Origin of the sequence: Microbacterium sp. NPDC057658, assembly GCF_042799975.1 — a bacterium.
In the GTDB taxonomy this organism is placed as follows: domain Bacteria; phylum Actinomycetota; class Actinomycetes; order Actinomycetales; family Microbacteriaceae; genus Microbacterium.
This window is the reverse complement of sequence record NZ_JBHVHT010000001.1, coordinates 2,462,175-2,479,309: the sequence shown is the minus strand read 5'-3', so window position 1 is coordinate 2,479,309 and position 17,135 is coordinate 2,462,175. Positions and strand designations below refer to the sequence as shown.

Below are 17,135 nucleotides of genomic sequence, written 5' to 3'. Positions count from 1 at the left end.
GGGCTCAGAGGCGCTGCTGGCGCGGTCCGAGGGGGAGCGGCTCCATCGGCTGATCGTTGGCCGTCAGGTCGATGCCGAGGTCCCGCGCATAGACGACGCGCGTGGCGATCGTGACCTCCTCGCCGGCCTCCGTCAGCTCGAACACCCGGCCGCCCCGGAGGCGATTGCGCTCCGCGCCGGCCAGACCGTAGGCGCCGAAGCCGGTGCCGGGAGCGTATCCGAGCATCACGCCGTAGTAGTCGCCCATGTAGTCGTTGACATGGTCGTGGCCGACGAACACGCCCTTCACGTCGCCGCGCTCGAGGATCGCGTTGAACATCCCCGAGTTGAACGGCCCGGGGCACTCGTCCTCGTTGCGCTCCCCGACGATGCCGTGGCGGGCCCTGCCACGGGCGGCATCGGCCGCCGTGCGGGTGTCCACACCGCCCCACCACATGAAGCGGTGCTCCCACAGGGCGATGTGGAGGAACATGAGGCCCGGGACCTTGCGCCCTCGGCGCTGCTCCAGCCGCTGCGACTGGTCGCGGTACCAGGCGACCTGGTCCATGCGCAGCCAATCCCATGCCGGGTAGCCGGCGAAGTCCTGGCCGTCGATGGCGTCCGGCGCGTAGCGGCCCGAGTCCATCAGCCAGAGCGCGAACGCCTCCCGGTTCTTCTTCGCGGCGGAGCCGATCGTCACGATCGTGTTGCTCGTGCCCGTCACGCCGCGCGTGTTCTCGGCGTTCACGTTGTACTCGTACGACCGGTAGATCTGCAGCATCCCCGCCTCATCGACGCCGGACTGCGGCAGCGAGTCCTCGTCGTGGTTGCCGTAGGTGACCGCCCACGGGATGCGACGGGACTCCATCGGCATGACGACGTTGTTGATCGCCTGCTTCACCGCCAGCCGCGTCTCGCACCCGCCCGTGATCACATCGCCGTTGATGACCACGAAGTTCGGCTTCTCCTGGTCGAGCACCTTCTCCATCAGCTCGACGGTGCGGCGGTCGGTGAGCTCGTCGTCCTGCGTGTCGTTGAACTGCACGACCTTGAAGGTGCCGTCCGCGCGGAAGCGCAGGTTGCGCGCGTGGGCCGCGCCGGGCGATGCCGGGACGGTCACGGCGGCGGCAGGAGCGGCTCCGAGGGGGAGGGCGGTGCCGAGCGCGCCGAGCGCTCCGGCCGTGAGGACAGTTCGCCGGCTGAGGGGCAGTCGGTCGGGCATTCGTGGTCTCCTTCGTCTTCGGCGCGTGTCGCCGCGGTGAGACTAGGGACGCCAGATGTCCGCGGAGAGACCGGACGGTGAACGACGGCGGCCTCGTCGAGCGCCGGGACGCGGTGCGCGCGTGACGCGGAGGTGAACGACGCTCAGCGGGGGAGCGCGGCCTCGATCGCCTGGACGATCTCCGGCGCATCGGGCTTCTGCTTCGGGCGGAAGCGCAGCACATCCCCGTCCGGGAGCACCAGGAACTTCTCGAAGTTCCACTCGACGCGGCCGGCCTTGCCGCCGGCATCCGGCGCCTCCTTGAGAGCCTTGTACAGCTCGGCGGCGTTCTTGCCGTTGACCTTGACCTTGTCGTTCACCGGGAAGGAGACGCCGTACGTCGTGGAGCAGAACTCGAGGATCTCGTCGACCGAACCGGGCTCCTGGCCGAAGAACTGGTTGCAGGGGAAGCCGACAACGGTGAAGCCGCGGTCGCCGAAGCGCCGCTGCAGCTCCTCCAGCTGCTCGTACTGCGGGGTGAGCCCGCACTTCGAGGCGACGTTCACCACGAGCACCACGTCGGCGCCGAGATCGTCCAGAGTCTTCTGCTGGCCCTGGGCGTCGGTGAAGGGGATGGAACGGAGGGCGGGATCGGTCATATGCACAGCTTAGGTCGCCGCATCCCCACCGGCTCCGGGTCTGGGAGAATGGACACGCCATGACTGTCGCCACCGCCCCCGCCCGCCCCCTCCGCATCGGCCCGATCGACCTCGACGTGCCGGTCGTCCTCGCGCCGATGGCCGGGATCACGAACACGGCTTTCCGACGCCTGTGCCGGGAGTACGGGGCCGGCCTCTACGTGAGCGAGATGATCACCTCGCGCGCGCTGGTCGAACGCAACGAGACCACGATGCGTCTCATCCGGCACCATGAGTCCGAGACGCCACGCTCCATCCAGCTCTACGGCGTCGATCCGAAGACCATCGCCGAGGCCGTCCGCATCATCGTCGCGGAAGACCACGCCGATCACATCGACCTCAACTTCGGCTGCCCGGTCCCCAAGGTCACGCGCAAGGGCGGCGGTGCGGCGCTGCCGTGGAAGTCGAAGCTCTTCGCCGACATTGTCGATCAGGCCGTCAAGGCCGCCGGCGACATCCCGCTCACGGTCAAGATGCGCAAGGGCATCGACCGGGACCACCTCACCTTCCTCGACGCCGGACGTGCCGCGGAGGATGCCGGAGCCGCCGCCGTGGCTCTGCACGCCCGGACCGCGAGCGAGTTCTACTCCGGTCACGCCGACTGGAGTGCGATCGGTGAGCTCAAGCAGGCCGTGACCAGCATTCCCGTGCTGGGCAACGGCGACATCTGGTCGGCCGACGACGCCGTGCGCATGATGGCGGAGACCGACTGCGACGGGGTCGTCGTCGGCCGCGGGTGCCTGGGCCGCCCGTGGCTGTTCGGACAGCTGGCTCTCGCCTTCGGGGGAGAGGGCAAGACGGTCGACGCGACCCTCGGTTTCGTCGCCGACGCCTTCCGCCGGCACGCGGAGCTGCTCGTCGAGTTCTTCGAGGACGAGGACCGCGGCTGCCGCGACATCCGCAAGCACGTGTCCTGGTACTTCAAGGGCTACCCGGTGGGCGGCGACATCCGCACGGGCCTCGCCACCGCGTCGAGCCTGCAGGAGATCGACGACCTCCTGGGCCGACTCGACCGTGCGGCTCCGTACCCCGGCGCGGACGCCGAAGGGCAGCGCGGCCGCGCGGGACACCCGAAGAAGACGGCTCTTCCGGAGAAGTGGCTGGAGTCGCGCGAGCTCGCCTCGTCGGCGTCGGAGATGATGCGTGGAGCGGAGATCGAGAACAGTGGCGGATGACCCCCGGGTCGGCGCGCGCGCCGACGGCTACGACCCGCGCGACGCGGAGCGCTTCATCGCGGAGACCCATCGTTCCGAGCGGGACGACTTCGCCCGCGACCGCGCGCGCGTGCTGCACTCGGCGGCTCTGCGGCGGCTCGCCGCGAAGACGCAGGTGCTCAGCCCCGCCAGCACGGCCGACTTCGCCCGCAACCGTCTGACCCACTCGCTCGAGGTCGCGCAGGTCGGCCGGGAGCTCGCCGCGGCGCTCGGGGTCTCCGCGGACGTGGTGGACACCGCGTGTCTGAGCCATGACCTCGGCCACCCGCCGTTCGGTCACAACGGCGAGCGGGCGCTGAACGAGTGGGCGGCGGCCATCGGCGGCTTCGAGGGCAACGCCCAGTCGCTGCGCATCCTCACCCGGCTGGAGGCGAAGGTGCTCGACGCCGAAGGCTCCTCCGTCGGCCTGAACCTCACGCGGGCGAGTCTCGACGCGACCTGCAAGTATCCGTGGACCGTCGACAGCCCCGTCCCCGACCCGGGGGGTCGGCTCAAGTTCGGCGTGTACCCGGAGGACGAGGCCGTGTTCCGCTGGATGCGCGACGGAGCACCAGGGCGGCTGCGCTGCATCGAGGCCGAGATCATGGACCTCTCCGACGACATCGCCTACTCGGTGCACGACTTCGAGGACGCGATCGTCAACGGCTACGTCGACGTCGCGCAGCTCGCCGACCCGGCGGCGCACGAGGCCCTGCTCAGCCGGATCCAGCAGTGGGTCGGCTACGACTTCACGCGCGACGAACTCGCCGACGCCCTCTACCGGCTCGCCTCGCAGCCGATGTGGCTCGCGTCCTTCGATCGTTCCCGACAGGATCTCGCCCGGCTCAAGAACCTCACCAGCGACCTCATCGGCCGGTTCGCGCGCGCGGCGGTCGCGGCCACCCGGGAGGCCTTCGGGGGCACGCGCCTGGTCCGCTACAACGCGCACGTGATCGTGCCTCGCGTCGTCGAGGTCGAGATCGCGGTTCTCAAGGGGATCATGGGTCAGGCGATCGTCACGATCGATGCCAGGAAGGGCGTCTACAAGGAGCAGCGCCGAGTGCTGAAGCGCTTGGCCGACGCCCTGTGGTCGACCGACACCCTGTGGTCGGCCGGCGCCGACGTGCTGGAGCCCGCGTTCGCCGCCGACTTCGTCGCCGCCGAGAGCGACGCGGAGCGGGCGCGGGTCGTCGTGGATCAGATCGCGAGCCTGACCGATCAGAGTGCGATCGACTGGCACAACCGCCTGGTCGGGGAGATCGACCCGGCGGAGGTCGGCATCTGGACGCCGCGTCATGCGCGCCCCGGCGCGCGCACGCCTGTCGAGAGGCGGCCCGTCGCAGAAGGCGCCCGCTGATGCCCCGCATCCGGCAGGCCGACGTCGACGAGGTCAAGGCCCGCACCAACATCGCGGACATCGTGGGGGAGCGCGTCGCCCTCAAATCGGCGGGGGTCGGGTCCCTCAAGGGACTGTGCCCGTTCCACGACGAGAAGAGCCCCAGCTTCCACGTGCGTCAGCAGGTCGGCTACTACCACTGCTTCGGCTGCGGGGAGTCGGGCGACGTGTACTCCTTCCTCCGCGCGATGGACCACGTGAGCTTCACGGAGGCGGTCGAGCGGCTCGCGGGCCGCATCGGCTACACCCTGCATTACGAAGACGGAGGGGCGGCGCCGGAGACAAGTGGCCGCAGCCGGCTGTACGCGGCGAACACGGCCGCGGCGGAGTTCTTCCGATCCCAGCTCCTGTCGCCGGATGCGGAGGCGGCCCGCCGGTTCCTCGGGGAGCGCGGCTTCGACGCCGGGGCGGCTGCGCACTTCGGCGTCGGCTTCGCCCCTCGGGGATGGGACGGCATGCTCAAGGCGCTGACCGCCCAGGGCTTCACGCGCGAGGAGCTGAGCACCGCAGGACTCGTCTCCACGGGACAGCGCGGTGTGTACGACCGGTTCCGCGGCCGCCTCGTCTGGCCGATCCGGGACGTGTCGGGGCAGACCATCGGCTTCGGCGCCCGCAAGCTGTTCGATGACGACCAGGGGCCCAAGTACCTCAACACCCCCGAGACCCCGATCTACAAGAAGGCCCAGGTGCTCTACGGGCTCGACCTCGCCAAGCGCGACATCGCCCGCGGCGACCCGCGCCGGGTCGTGGTCGTCGAGGGCTACACCGATGTGATGGCCTGCCACCTCGCCGGGCTCACGACCGCGGTCGCGACCTGCGGCACCGCGTTCGGCGCCGAGCACATCAAGGTGCTCCGCCGGGTCATGGGCGACGACAACGCGTCCGGTGAGGTGGTGTTCACCTTCGACGGCGACGAGGCGGGACAGAAGGCCGCGCTGCGGGCGTTCACGGAGGACGACCGGTTCAACGCGCAGACCTTCGTCGCGGTCGCCCCGGACGGCCTCGACCCGTGCGACCTCCGGCTGCAGCGCGGGGACGCGGCGGTGCGCGGCCTCATGGACGCGAAGCAGCCGATGTTCGAGTTCGCCATCGACCGCAAGCTCGCGGGTTTCGACCTTTCCACGGTCGAGGGCCGGGTCGGCGCCCTCCGTGCCGCGGCCCCGATCGTGGCGGAGATCCGCGACCGCCTGCTGCGCCCCGGCTACGAGCGGGTACTCGCACGCCGACTCGGCATGGACCCGACCGAGGTGCATGGGGAGGTCGAGCGCGCCGCGCGCGGTGCGCAGGCGGCCGCTCCTCAGGCGCGTCGGGAGGCCGCGCCGCGGGTCGATCCCGCCACGGGCGGGCCGGTCGTCGCGGCCGTGACGCTCGCCAGCCTGCCCCGTTCACCCGACGTCGCCGTGGAGCGCGATGCGCTCATGGGCGCCCTGCAGTACGGTCACCAGATCGATGCGGCGCTGCTGACGCGAGCGCTCGCGGAACCGTTCCGCACCCCCGGCCTCGATGCCGTGCGCGAGGCGGTCGCCGCCGCCCCCGATCGCAGCCGTCCCGGCTGGGTGACGGACGCGGTGAACAGCGTGCGCGAGCCGTACCGCTCGCTCGCGGGCGAGCTGCTGATGACGCCGTTCCCGGCACGAGACGAGGCCGGCGCGGTGGCGTCGGCGACGGATCTCGCCCGACGACTGGTGGTGCGGCAGCTCGAGCACGAGAAGCAGGAGCTGCTGGGTGCGGTCCAGCGCGTCCCTGCCGACTCCGATGGCGGGCGCGCGCTGCGGGTACGGCTGCGGGACATCGACGTGGAGCGGCAGCGGTTCTTCGCCGAGTCGTAACCGGAACGGTCCCGGACGAGACGGCAGGATGGACATATGCCCCGCACGCCCGAATCCTCGAATGCGATCGAGTGCTCCGATCTGGTCATCGACCGGATCGGCCACGGCACGCCCAATCGCGCGGTCGACGGCGTGACGTTCTCGCTCGCCCCCGGCGGGCTCATCTGCGTCGCGGGGCCGACCGGCTCGGGCAAGTCGACCCTCGTCGCCGCGCTCGCGGGTTCCACCGATCCCTCGGTGCGGGTCGTCGGCGGCCGGGCGCAGGTCTGCGGCATCGACATCCGTCGTCCGGGTCGCAAGCACCGCATCCTCACCTACCGCACGGGCTTCGTGCCGCAGGGTGCCGGGGCGGACCTGCCGCCGCAGCTGACGGTCAACGAGGTCATCGCCGAGCCGATCCTCATCCGGGAGAAGCGCGTCAACACCCGGGCGCTCTCCATCCGGGTGGCGACGCTCCTCGACGAGCTCCACCTGCCGCTCGGGACCGCCGCGAAGTTCCCCTACGAGCTCAGCGCGGGCATGCGACAGCGCGTCGCGATCGCCCGTTCCTTCGTGCTGGAGCCGCGGGTGCTCATCGCCGACGAGATCCTCGCGAACCTCGATCTGGAGGTTCGACCTGTCGTCTTCGACGCCATCACCCGGCGCCGCAAGGAGGAGGGGATGGCGGCTCTCCTCGTCACCAACGACGCGGACTTCATCCGCGAGCTGAACGCGGAGACGCTCATGCTGCGCGGGGGTCACGTCGTCGCGCGGGGCGTCGGCAAGGACCTGCTCTGGGTGCCGAATGCGGAGTCGGATTCCCGCCGCTGAGCGCGACACGCCCGACGGTCGCGGAAGGCGCCCCGGTGTCACGAACAGCGTCTCGAGTTTGCTAAGCTTGACGAGTTGCCCGCACCGCGGCGCACATTCCTCGGTAGCTCAATTGGCAGAGCAGCCGGCTGTTAACCGGCAGGTTCTTGGTTCGAGTCCAAGCCGGGGAGCCAACGAGAGAAGCCCCCTCCACGGAGGGGGCTTCTCTCGTTCCCGAACCGCTCGTCTGCGCCGCGGGACACAGGAAGAGCCCCTCCTCGCGGAGGGGCTCTTCCTGGCGGGGAGGACGGTTCAGCCGACGCCCTCCATGGCGCTCGTCTCGGTGTTGCCGATCCGGGCGATGACGTCAGGGCGACGACGGGCGAGGTAGGCGTAGCGGGTGAGCGCGAGAGCGACGGTCACGAGGAACACGTACGGGATCACGTTGTAGGGGAAGGCAGGCACGGGCCACACGTTCGCGAAGAAGACGTACGCCATCGTCACGACCGCGACCGTGGCGCACACCTTCACGAGGCCGTTCCGCATCTTCGCCCGCTGCGTGTAGACCACGCAGGCGATGGCGACGAGGGCGTAGGCGACCATGTAGCCGTAGGTGCCCCAGGTGTTGACCCAGACGAGGATGTCGCCCGTCGCCGCCCCCGCCACCAGCAGCACGATGTCGACGGTGATCGCCGCGGCGCCCGCGAGGATGAGCACGCGGTGCGGCGTGAGGTGCTGCTCGTGCGTGCGGCCGAAGCGCTCCGCAACGACGCCTTCCTTGCCCATCACGTAGACGATGCGGCCGATCACGTTGAGCGGGGCGACGACGACCGCGAAGAACGACGCCGAGACACCGAACGTGAGCACGGCCGCGAACCAGCCCGGCATGCCGATGAGGGCGGACATGCTCTCCAGCGGGCTCGCGGCGGTGGCGAGGTCGTCGCCGAGGACCGCGATCTGCGTGTAGGCGGCGAAGACGTAGAGCACGCCGACGCCGAGGGCGCTCCACATGATGGCGCGGGGGATCGCCTTGTACGGCTCCTTGGCCTCGCGCCCGAGGGCGTCCGCAGAGGAGAAGCCGACGAAGCCCAGGATGCCCAGGACCATGCCGGACGCGATGCCCTGGAACGACGAGCCGGTCGCGAGCACCTGCGCGGGGTCCCAGGCGGAGGGGCCCGCCCACGCGAGCGCCGCGATGAGGAGCACGAGGATGATGCCGACGGAGAGCAGCTCGAGGACGAGCGAGACCCGGGCGGAGAGCCGGATGCCGCGGATGGTGAACAGCGTCGCCAGCCCGCCGAGCACGATCGCCAGGCCGATGTCCCAGCCGAGTCCCTGGGCGGGGAGGCCCAGCATGCTCAGGAACTGCCCCATGTAGCTGACCGAGCCGCTGAGGGAGGCCGCCGCGATGCCGAAGCAGCCGATCAGCAGCGTCACGCCGGCGAGGAAGGCGCCGAACGGGCCGAGGCCCTTCGACACGTAGGTGTACAGCGAGCCTGCGGAGGCGTGCTTGCGGGCGAACACCACCACGCAGTAGCCGACGCACAGGATCACAATGGTGGCCAGTGCGAAGGCGTAGATGGTGCCGTTCCCGGCGCCGAGGAAGATGGCGGCGGCCGTGAAGGCGATGACGGCGCTGGGGGCGATGTTGGCGATGGCCTGGGCGGCGAGCTCGGGTCCGCTCATGACGCCGGTGCGGAGCCCGGCATCCTGCGGGGCGCCGGGCGGGGCGACGACGGTGTCTGACATGGTTCTCCTGGATTCGGGTTTCAGGGATGGGGGCCGCGCGTGGCGGTCAAGGGATGAGGAGGGTGCGCAGTGCCGAGCCGCCGTCGAGGTCGTCCAGGGCGGCGGCGGCCTCGGAGAGCGGACGGCGACCGGAGATCAGCGGATCGATCTTCAGCTGCCCGTCCATGTAGCGGTCCACGAGCGCGGGGACGTCGATCGACGGCCGCACCGAGCCGTAGTTCGAGCCGAGGATGCGCTGGTCGGCCTCGGCGAGGACGAGCGGCTCGAACGAGGCACGGGCTCCCGTGGGCGGCAGCCCGACGATGACGGCGGCGCCGCCGAGTCCGAGCATCTGGATGGACTGCTCGGTCGTGGAGGTGCGTCCGATCGCGTCGAAGGCATAGTCGACGCCGTCCGGGATGAGTTCGCGCAGCTGGGCCACGGCATCGCCCTGGGAGGCGTCGATGCGGTCCGTGGCCCCGAACTGCAGGGCCATCTGCGTCTTCTCCGGCCGCACGTCGATCGCGACGATGCGCTCGGCACCGGCGAGCCGTGCGCCCTGGACGACGTTGAGGCCCACGCCACCGCAGCCGATGACGGCGACCGTCGACCCCGGTTCCACGGCGGCGGTGTTCAGGACGGCGCCGACACCGGTCGCGACCGCGCAGCCGACCACGGCGATGACGTCGAGGGGCGCGTCGTCGCGGACCTTCACGGCTCCGGATGCGGGGACGACGACCTCCTCCGCGAAGGACGAGACGCCCAGGTAGTGGTGCAGCTGCTCGCCGTCGCGGCTCAGCCGGGATGTGCCGTCGAAGAGCACGCCGAGGGGAGCGACCACGGTGGCGACCTTCTGACAGCGCGCCTCGTGACCTGCGCGACAGTAGCGGCACTCGCCGCACGGCGGCACCCAGCTCAGCACGACGTAGTCGCCGACAGCAAGCGTGGTGACGCCCTCGCCCAGCTCGGTGACGACGCCGGAGCCCTCGTGGCCCATGACCAGGGGAGCGGCGGCATCCCACTCGCCGCGCTTGACGTGCAGGTCGGAGTGGCAGACACCGGCGGCGGCGATGCGCACGCGCACCTCACCGGCGCGGGGCGGAGCGAGGTCGACGTCGACGAACTCGATGGGCGACTGGGGGTCGCGGAAGACAACAGCTTTCATGACATCCTTCGGGAAGTGGGGATGCGCACGATGCTAGGAGAGAGCGGAAGCCCTCGGCATCCGACAGAAGGGTGAACAGAGTGAGCGCTCTTCGACAATCTGTATGATCGGAAGGTGGCTCGTGACGTCGCCTCCGTGGCCAGGTATCTCCGTGCGGAACTGCTGCCGGGCGCTGTCCCCGGAGCGCGGCCGGTCAACGCGGTCCTTCCCCTCGACGACTTCGGTCCGCCGGTGGATCCGCTCCATGCGACGCTCGTCGTGGCCGAAGAGGCCGCGCTCCTCGGTGTCGACGGCGACCGCGGTGCCGCGCTGGGGGAGACCGTGGTGGTCACCAGCGACGACGGCCCCCGTCTTCGCGAAGCCGTGCGGGACGCGGGGATCACGGCGATCGTCGGGGCGCCGATGCCGCCGTCGCTGCTCGTCCCGACGCTGACCTCGCTCCTCGCGGTCGATCAGGCGGCGGAGGCCCGCGCGATCACCTCGGCGATGCGGGTGCTCACCCTGGCGGCGCGGCGCAGCGGCATCACCGGCGTCATCGCGGAGCTGGCGCACCGCATCGACGGGTGGGCGGTGCTCCTGGATCGGCACGGCGAGGTCATCACCACGGCCGGTGCCGGAAGCCTGCACATCGACGACGCGATCGCCGTCGCCGTCGGCCGCCCGGTGCGCGTGCGGCATCGCGCTCTGCAGGTGCACCCGGTCGGTCCGGGCCAGGACATCACCGCGCAGCTCGTGACCGCTCCGCGCAACGACAGCTCCGGCCGTGGTCGGGAACTGAGCTCGCAGGCCGCGGCGCTGCTCGATCTCCTGATGCGCACCCGGGACAGCAGTCAGCTGGAGCGCCTCGGCCGCTCCATGATGTTCGAGACCGTGCGCGAGGGAGGGGAGGAGGCCGCTCGTCTGCTCCGCCGCTGGGGCGTGCACGAGCGCGTGCTGGTGGGCTTCGCCCTCGCCTCCCGCACCAGCGGTGTCGACGTCGAGCATCTGCTCGGCCTCTGGCTCGACGAGCTCGGTGCGGAGCACGTCTTCACGTCACAACGGGGAATCGTCCAGGGTGTCGTTCGCGAAGACCACGCCGAGCAGATCGCGCATCGCGCCCGGGCGTTCGCATCGACGCTCTATCTCGGTCTCGGCCGACCGGCGGGCACGGATGCCCTCGCCCGCAGCATCGACGAGGCGCGGCACGCCTGCGAGGCCGCGCGCACCGGCGGCGAACGCGTGGTCCGCTACGAGGCCATTCCGACGGTGTCGTTCGTGCTCGGGGCGCTGGACCCGGATCAGACCACTCGCCTCGCGCGTCTGCTCGACCCCCTGCGCGCGGCCGAGCGGCCCGCCGAGCTCCTCGACACCCTCCGGGTGTTCCTCGCGTGCAATGGGGCGTGGAGCGAGAGCGCGGCGCGGCTGCGCATCCACCGACAGACGCTGACGACCCGCGTCCGACGGATCGAGGATCTCACCGGGCTCTCCCTCTCCGATCCGGACGACCGCGTCGCCGCGTGGCTCGCCCTCCGCGCCTCCGACGGCTGACGAGCCACCGGGACGACGAAGGGCCCCGCCTTGCGGCGGAGCCCTTCGTGGAGACGCGGTCGGATCAGCGCGCGGCGCCCTTGAGCGATCCCTCGACCTGGCCGGCCGGGTCGACGATGATGCACTGGATCACGCGGTCGTTGGCCTGCTCCCACGAGTCCTGGCTGGGGGTGAGCGTGGTCACGTCCAGAGCGGAGTCCTGGTACGAGACGCCGACGAAGGACGTGTACGCGTCGCCGATGCACTCCTCGGACGCGGCGCTGATGGCGTCCTCCGAGTACTCGCCGTCGTCCATCTTGATCTCGTAGAAGACCTCTTCGTCGTGCGGCTCGGAGCACGGCACGACGTTCGCGTCGGTGAGCATCCCGGAGCCGGTCTCGAGCATGCAGTCGCCGAGCTTCACGGAGAAGACGTCGATGTTCGCGCTCTCGGTGACCTGGCCGGTCTCCTCGTCGCGGTCGGCGTCGGCGCGACCGCCGCCGAGAATGCTGTTGATCGCGCTGCAACCGGTGAGAGCGAGCGAGACGGCGACGGCCGAACCGGTGAGCACGAGTGCGCGACGGGTGCGCGACTTCATCATGGATTTCCCCTTCAGAGCGTGACGCGGGGCATGCTGAATATCCCCGCCGCGAACACGCTATAGTGCCCGGAGTCTATGATGCAACTTGAAGGATGCTGTGCGCCGGCTGAACGCGATCAGCCTTCGAGGTCGTCGACGCCGGGCAGCCAGCTGGCCCCCGGGCGCCCCCAGCCCCGCTTGCGGGCGATCTTCTGCGTGGTCTTCCAGTCGGAGTCCGAGAGGCGATCGATGTAGAGCACGCCGTCGAGGTGGTCGAACTCGTGCTGCATGATGCGAGCGCGCCAGCCGTCCACCTCCAGCGTGACCGGGCCGCCGTCCAGATCGGTCGCCGTCACGCGGACGCGATCGGAGCGACGCAACGGGAACCGTTCGCCCGGGAAGGACAGGCAGCCCTCCGACTCCAGCTCGGGGTCGGGCGCGCCCGGCTCCGGGGGCGTCATCCACAGCTCCGGATTGATGAGCACACCGCGCCAGGGCTGGTCGTCGTCGTCGACGTAGGAGTACGTGTAGATCCGCAGCGGCACGCCGACCTGAGGGGCGGCGAGGCCGACGCCGGGCGCGGCATCCATGGTCTCGAACATGTCGGCGACGAGGGTGCGGATCTCGTCGGTGATCGCCTCGACGGGGGAGGCGGGGGAGTGCAGGACGGGATCGCCCATGATGCGAATCGGAAGGACAGCCACGTCACAACCCTAGTCGGCGGCACTCTCCGGGTAGGGTCGTACTGTGAGCGCAGGGGTGTGGATGGGGACGGTCGAGGACGTCGGCGACCAGCTGGTCGGAGCGTTCCAGAACCCCGGCCTCCTCCTGGGGATCCCGCTGGCCCTCGCCGGTGCGGTGTTCATGTCGCTCGGCGCGCAGTACCAGCACCGGGGCGTGGAGAAGGTCGAGCGGCTCAGCGGCTCCGACGGCGCGGCCGGTCTCAGCCTCGATCAGCTCAAGCGCCTGTTCACGCGACCGTCCTGGGTGATCGGGACGCTCATGCTGGGCCTCGCGATCGTCTGCCAGCTCGCAGCGCTCGTCAAGGCGCCGCTGATCGTGGTGCAGCCGCTCGGCGCCATCGCCCTGGTCATCACGACGCTCCTCAACGCCCGCATCTCCGGTCACGCCCCCACGAGGCAGTCCCTCACCGCGATCATCGCCTGCGTCGGCGGCATCTTCCTCTTCGTGTTCTTCGCTGCGATCTACGCCACGGAGAAGGAGGTCACGGACCGCGAGCTGTTCGTCATCCTCGCGATCCTGCTCGTCGTGATCATCGTGCTCGGGGCGTGCTGGCTCATCCTCCGGCATCGGATGCGCGCGCTGTTCTACATCATCGGCGCCGGCATCCTCTACGGCTTCGTCGCCACCCTCGCGAAGGTCATCATCAAGCGCATCGAGGCGGGCCAGTTCGAGTGGATCACCGCGGTCTGCCTGCTCGCGCTGCTCTCGGCGGGTGCCGTCGGCGCGTACTTCGTGCAGACCGCATACAGCTCCGGTCCGCCCGACCTCGTCATCGCGGGCCTGACGGTGGTCGACCCCATGGTGGCCGTTCTCATCGGCATGCTCGTGCTCGGTGAGGCCGCCGCGGCGCCCTGGTGGGTCTTCATCATCTTCGGCGTCGCCGGCGGCATCGCGGTCTGGGGTGTGGTCGGACTCGCCCGCTTCCATCCGCAGGTCCTCAGCGAGAGCCAGGACCTCGGGATCACCCGGGGCAGCGACCCGGTGGCCCCTCCGACCTCGCCGGCGCCGAGCGCGCCGGAGCACCCGGACACGCCCGAGAGGCGCGACCCCGACGCTCAGTAGGCCTGGTCGATGAGGTCGGGGGAGACCTCGGATGCCGCGGCCTCGTCGACGAAGAAGACCGTCCGCTTGCGCCCCTTGGCGCCGGCCGCGGGAACGCTCGTGTAACTGGCACCGGCGAGGGCGAGGCCCAGCGCCGACGCCTTGTCGGCGCCCGTGAGCACGAGCCAGACCCGCTTGGAGGCGTTCAGCACCGGGCGGGTGAGGGTCACCCGCTCGGGCGGGGGCTTGGGGGAGTCCCGCACCGGGAGCGCCGCGGCATCGGTCACGGTGACCTCTTCGCGGTCCGGGAACAGCGAGGCGATGTGGCCGTCCGGTCCGACGCCGAGGAAGCACACGGCGAATGACGGCCAGGGGTGGTCGTCGGTGCCGAAACGGGCGAGCTCGGCGGCGTACGCCGCGGCGGCCTCATCGAGCTCGAGACCGCTGTCGGAGCCGGCGACCTCGTGCACGTTCTCCGCGGGGACGTCGATGTGGTCGAGCAGTGCCTCCCGGGACTGGAGGGCGTTGCGGTCCGCGTCGTTCCGCGGCACGTACCGCTCGTCCCCCCACCAGAAGTGCACGAGGGACCAGTCGATCTCGGCGGACCGCGGGTTGTCCCGGACGGCGCGCAGGACGGCACCGCCCATCGACCCGCCCGTCAGCGCGATGTGGGCCAACCGCCCGTTGCGCGTGCGCGCGCGGACGCGGGTGAGGAAGCGATCGGCGACCCGGAGGGCGAGGGCGGTCGGGGTGGCTTCGACCACGACTCGCTTCTCTGCGGACGATCCCGGCATCGAGATCACTCTCCTGTCTCGGGCGGACCGAGCTTCTCCCAGCCCTCCGTGATCACTCGACCGTACAGGACGTCGGGGTCGAGCCGGCGCAGCTCCTCCGCGAGGCACTCGCGCAGCGTCCGCCGCGGCAGGTGCAGGTCATGGTCGGGCTGGTTCGGCTGGGTGAGCACGGCGACGCCGGGCGAGGGGCGCTCGAGGAGGATGTCGCCGGACTCCCGGGTGAGGCGCACCGACTTGATGCCCTCCTGCCAGTGCTCCGGGTCCTCGTACGACCACCGCACCGGGACGTCCAGTGCCATCTGCAGCCACGCGGCGAGCAGCGCGGTGGAGGGCGAGGCGCTCCCGCCCCGGACCTCGACGGCGGTGATGGTCTCGTACGGCGGCTGGTCCAGCACCGCGGCGAGCTGCTCGCGCCAGTGCGTCAGGCGCGTCCAGGCGAGATCGGTGTCACCAGGGGCGTGCGTGCGTCCGAGGAGGGCGAGCCGGTCGCGGACGTCGGGCGAGGTGGCGGCATCGGTGATCCGGCGCTGGGCGATGCGGCCGAGCGGGGAGGTCGCGGGAGAGGTGGGGGCCTCGTCCGGCCACCAGGCCACGACCGGGGCGTCGGGGAGGAGCAGGCCGGTCAGCAGGCTCTCCTCGTTGCTCGCGGCGTCGCCGTGCGCGTGCAGCACGACGACCTCGCTGGCTCCGGCGTCTCCGCCCACGCGGATCTGCGCGTCGAGACGGGACTCGCCGTCGCCGGTGGTCAGCACGATCACGCGCATCGGGTGCTCGCGCGACGCATCGTTCGCGGCGTCGATCGCGGCCTCCGCGACGCCCTTGCGCGCGGCGATGACCAGGGTGAGGACGCGGCCGAGGGCGACGGCGCCGCCCTCCTCGCGCACCTTGACGAGCTGCTTGGCGACCTGGCTGACGGTCGTGTCGGGAAGGTCGATGATCACGGGCGTCTCCAGACTCGTCCGTCGCGGGCCAGCAGGTCGTCGGCCGAGGCCGGTCCCCACGAGCCGGGCGCGTACTGCTCCACCGGACCGCCCTGGGCGGCCCAGTACTTCTCCACCGGGTCGAGGATCTTCCAGGAGAGCTCGACCTCCTCATGCCGCGGGAACAGCGGCGGGTCGCCCAGGAGGACGTCGAGGATCAGACGCTCGTACGCCTCCGGGCTCGCCTCCGTGAACGCGTGGCCGTAGCCGAAGTCCATCGTCACGTCGCGGACGTTCGTGCCGTTGCCCGGCACCTTCGAACCGAAGCGGATCGTGACGCCCTCGTCGGGCTGGACGCGGATCACGAGGGCGTTCTGCCCCAGCTCCGAGGCGTTGCCGCGGCCGAACAGGTGCTGCGGCGCACGGTTGAACACCACCGCGATCTCCGTCACGCGACGGCCGAGGCGCTTGCCCGTCCGCAGGTAGAACGGCACGCCCGCCCAGCGACGGGTGTCGATCTCCAGCTTGATGGCCGCGTAGGTCTCCGTCGTCGACTCGGGGTTCATCCCCTCCTCGTCGAGGAAGCCGGTGACCTTCTCGCCGCCCTGCCAGCCCCCGGCGTACTGTCCGCGCGCCGTGGCGAGGGAGAGATCCTCCGGCACGTGCACCGCCGCGAGGACCTTCTCCTTCTCGGCCCGCAGATGCTCGGCGGAGAGGCTGATGGGCTCCTCCATCGCCGTGAGCGCGAGGAGCTGGAGCAGGTGGTTCTGGATGACGTCGCGTGCGGCGCCGATCCCGTCGTAGTATCCGGCACGACCGCCGACGCCGATGTCCTCGGCCATCGTGATCTGCACGTGGTCGACGTAGTTGCGATTCCAGATCGGCTCGTACAGCTCGTTCGCGAAGCGCAGCGCGAGGATGTTCTGCACCGTCTCCTTGCCGAGGTAGTGGTCGATGCGGAAGATCGAGTCGGCGGGGAACGCCACTTCGAGGGCCGCGTTGAGAGCGCGCGCCGACTCGAGGTCGTGCCCGAAGGGCTTCTCGATCACGACGCGCCGCCAGCGCTCGTCGTCGTCCGCGTCCTCGCCCACGAGCCCCGAGTCCTTGAGCTGCTTCGCGACGAGCGGGAAGTCCTTCGGTGGGATCGAGAGGTAGTAGGCGTGGTTGCCCATGGTCCCGCGTTCCACGTCGAGCTTCTCGACGGTCTCCCGCAGCTTGCGGAAGGAGTCGGGGTTGTCGAACTCGCCGGAGACGAACCGGATGCCCTGGAGCAGCTGTGTCCAGGTCTCCTCGCGGAACGGCGTGCGGGCATGCTGCTTCACCGCGTCGTAGACGACCTGGGCGAAGTCCTGGTCCTCCCAGTCGCGGCGGGCGAAGCCCACGAGCGCGAACCCCGGAGGCAGGAGCCCCCGGTTCGCGAGGTCGTAGACCGCCGGCATGAGCTTCTTGCGGGACAGATCACCCGTCACGCCGAAGATCACGAGGGCGCTGGGCCCCGCGATCCTGTTGAGACGACGATCGTCGGGGTCGCGCAGCGGGTTGTGCCCGCGCGAGATGGGTACAGACATCGGT

At 70.6% G+C, this 17,135-nt stretch carries 15 protein-coding genes and 1 tRNA gene; 7 read left to right on the top strand and 9 right to left on the bottom strand.

Annotated features, from left to right (window positions below; all coding sequences use genetic code 11):
- Positions 1 to 4: 4 nt before the first annotated feature.
- Together ACFU8V_RS11940 and ACFU8V_RS11935 are read right to left on the bottom strand one after the other, a co-directional pair.
- Positions 5 to 1,201, bottom strand: coding sequence for a metallophosphoesterase family protein (locus tag ACFU8V_RS11940; protein WP_378871352.1), 1,197 nt, complete (start codon positions 1,199 to 1,201; stop codon positions 5 to 7).
- A 143-nt stretch (positions 1,202 to 1,344) separates the two neighbouring features.
- A complete protein-coding gene (locus tag ACFU8V_RS11935; protein ID WP_378871349.1) occupies positions 1,345 to 1,839 on the bottom strand; it encodes a glutathione peroxidase in 495 nt (164 codons plus the stop codon).
- 59 nt (positions 1,840 to 1,898) lie between these two features.
- Between ACFU8V_RS11935 and dusB the strand changes: the two genes are divergently transcribed.
- From dusB to ACFU8V_RS11910, 5 genes are all read left to right on the top strand, one after another.
- Positions 1,899 to 3,053: a tRNA dihydrouridine synthase DusB gene (gene dusB / locus ACFU8V_RS11930; RefSeq protein WP_303708713.1), complete on the top strand. Its 1,155-nt coding sequence runs from the start codon at positions 1,899 to 1,901 to the stop codon at positions 3,051 to 3,053.
- On the top strand, positions 3,043 to 4,428 hold the full coding sequence (locus ACFU8V_RS11925; RefSeq protein ID WP_378871345.1) for a deoxyguanosinetriphosphate triphosphohydrolase: 1,386 nt from the start codon (positions 3,043 to 3,045) through the stop codon (positions 4,426 to 4,428). Before dusB ends, ACFU8V_RS11925 begins: the two co-directional genes overlap by 11 nt.
- Entirely contained in the window at positions 4,428 to 6,296 is a 1,869-nt protein-coding gene (gene dnaG / locus ACFU8V_RS11920; RefSeq protein WP_025103668.1) for a DNA primase, read from the top strand. Before ACFU8V_RS11925 ends, dnaG begins: the two co-directional genes overlap by 1 nt.
- A gap of 36 nt (positions 6,297 to 6,332) precedes the next feature.
- Complete coding sequence (locus ACFU8V_RS11915; protein ID WP_025103667.1) at positions 6,333 to 7,106, top strand: ATP-binding cassette domain-containing protein; 774 nt, start codon at positions 6,333 to 6,335, stop codon at positions 7,104 to 7,106.
- A gap of 97 nt (positions 7,107 to 7,203) precedes the next feature.
- Positions 7,204 to 7,279, top strand: a tRNA-Asn gene (locus ACFU8V_RS11910).
- A gap of 118 nt (positions 7,280 to 7,397) precedes the next feature.
- Here the strand turns inward: ACFU8V_RS11910 and ACFU8V_RS11905 are convergent.
- Together ACFU8V_RS11905 and ACFU8V_RS11900 are read right to left on the bottom strand one after the other, a co-directional pair.
- Complete coding sequence (locus ACFU8V_RS11905) at positions 7,398 to 8,834, bottom strand: APC family permease (protein WP_071329494.1); 1,437 nt, start codon at positions 8,832 to 8,834, stop codon at positions 7,398 to 7,400.
- A 46-nt stretch (positions 8,835 to 8,880) separates the two neighbouring features.
- Positions 8,881 to 9,978 (bottom strand): alcohol dehydrogenase catalytic domain-containing protein, encoded by a 1,098-nt coding sequence (locus tag ACFU8V_RS11900; RefSeq protein ID WP_378871340.1) that lies wholly within the window; start codon positions 9,976 to 9,978, stop codon positions 8,881 to 8,883.
- Positions 9,979 to 10,092: 114 nt separating this feature from the next.
- Here ACFU8V_RS11900 and ACFU8V_RS11895 point away from each other — a divergent pair, with 114 nt between their 5' ends.
- Entirely contained in the window at positions 10,093 to 11,505 is a 1,413-nt protein-coding gene (locus ACFU8V_RS11895) for a CdaR family transcriptional regulator (RefSeq protein ID WP_025103664.1), read from the top strand.
- A gap of 64 nt (positions 11,506 to 11,569) precedes the next feature.
- On the opposite strand, the gene ACFU8V_RS11890 is transcribed toward ACFU8V_RS11895, so the two are convergent.
- Positions 11,570 to 12,085 carry a septum formation family protein gene (locus ACFU8V_RS11890; protein ID WP_025103663.1) on the bottom strand — a complete coding sequence of 172 codons (516 nt, stop codon included), beginning with the start codon at positions 12,083 to 12,085 and terminating at the stop codon, positions 11,570 to 11,572.
- 116 nt (positions 12,086 to 12,201) lie between these two features.
- Entirely contained in the window at positions 12,202 to 12,768 is a 567-nt protein-coding gene (def, locus tag ACFU8V_RS11885) for a peptide deformylase (protein WP_025103662.1), read from the bottom strand.
- A 61-nt stretch (positions 12,769 to 12,829) separates the two neighbouring features.
- Between def and ACFU8V_RS11880 the strand changes: the two genes are divergently transcribed.
- Positions 12,830 to 13,870 (top strand): DMT family transporter, encoded by a 1,041-nt coding sequence (locus tag ACFU8V_RS11880; RefSeq protein ID WP_051582195.1) that lies wholly within the window; start codon positions 12,830 to 12,832, stop codon positions 13,868 to 13,870.
- Here ACFU8V_RS11880 and pgl read toward each other — a convergent pair.
- From pgl to zwf, 3 genes are read right to left on the bottom strand one after another with little or no spacing between them, the layout of a single operon-like run.
- Positions 13,864 to 14,643 (bottom strand): 6-phosphogluconolactonase, encoded by a 780-nt coding sequence (gene pgl, locus ACFU8V_RS11875; protein WP_025103660.1) that lies wholly within the window; start codon positions 14,641 to 14,643, stop codon positions 13,864 to 13,866. The genes ACFU8V_RS11880 and pgl overlap by 7 nt on opposite strands.
- Positions 14,644 to 14,648: 5 nt before the next feature.
- Complete coding sequence (locus ACFU8V_RS11870) at positions 14,649 to 15,584, bottom strand: glucose-6-phosphate dehydrogenase assembly protein OpcA (RefSeq protein ID WP_025103659.1); 936 nt, start codon at positions 15,582 to 15,584, stop codon at positions 14,649 to 14,651.
- Entirely contained in the window at positions 15,581 to 17,131 is a 1,551-nt protein-coding gene (zwf, locus tag ACFU8V_RS11865) for a glucose-6-phosphate dehydrogenase (protein ID WP_025103658.1), read from the bottom strand. Before zwf ends, ACFU8V_RS11870 begins: the two co-directional genes overlap by 4 nt.
- Between the last annotated feature and the right edge of the window lie 4 nt (positions 17,132 to 17,135).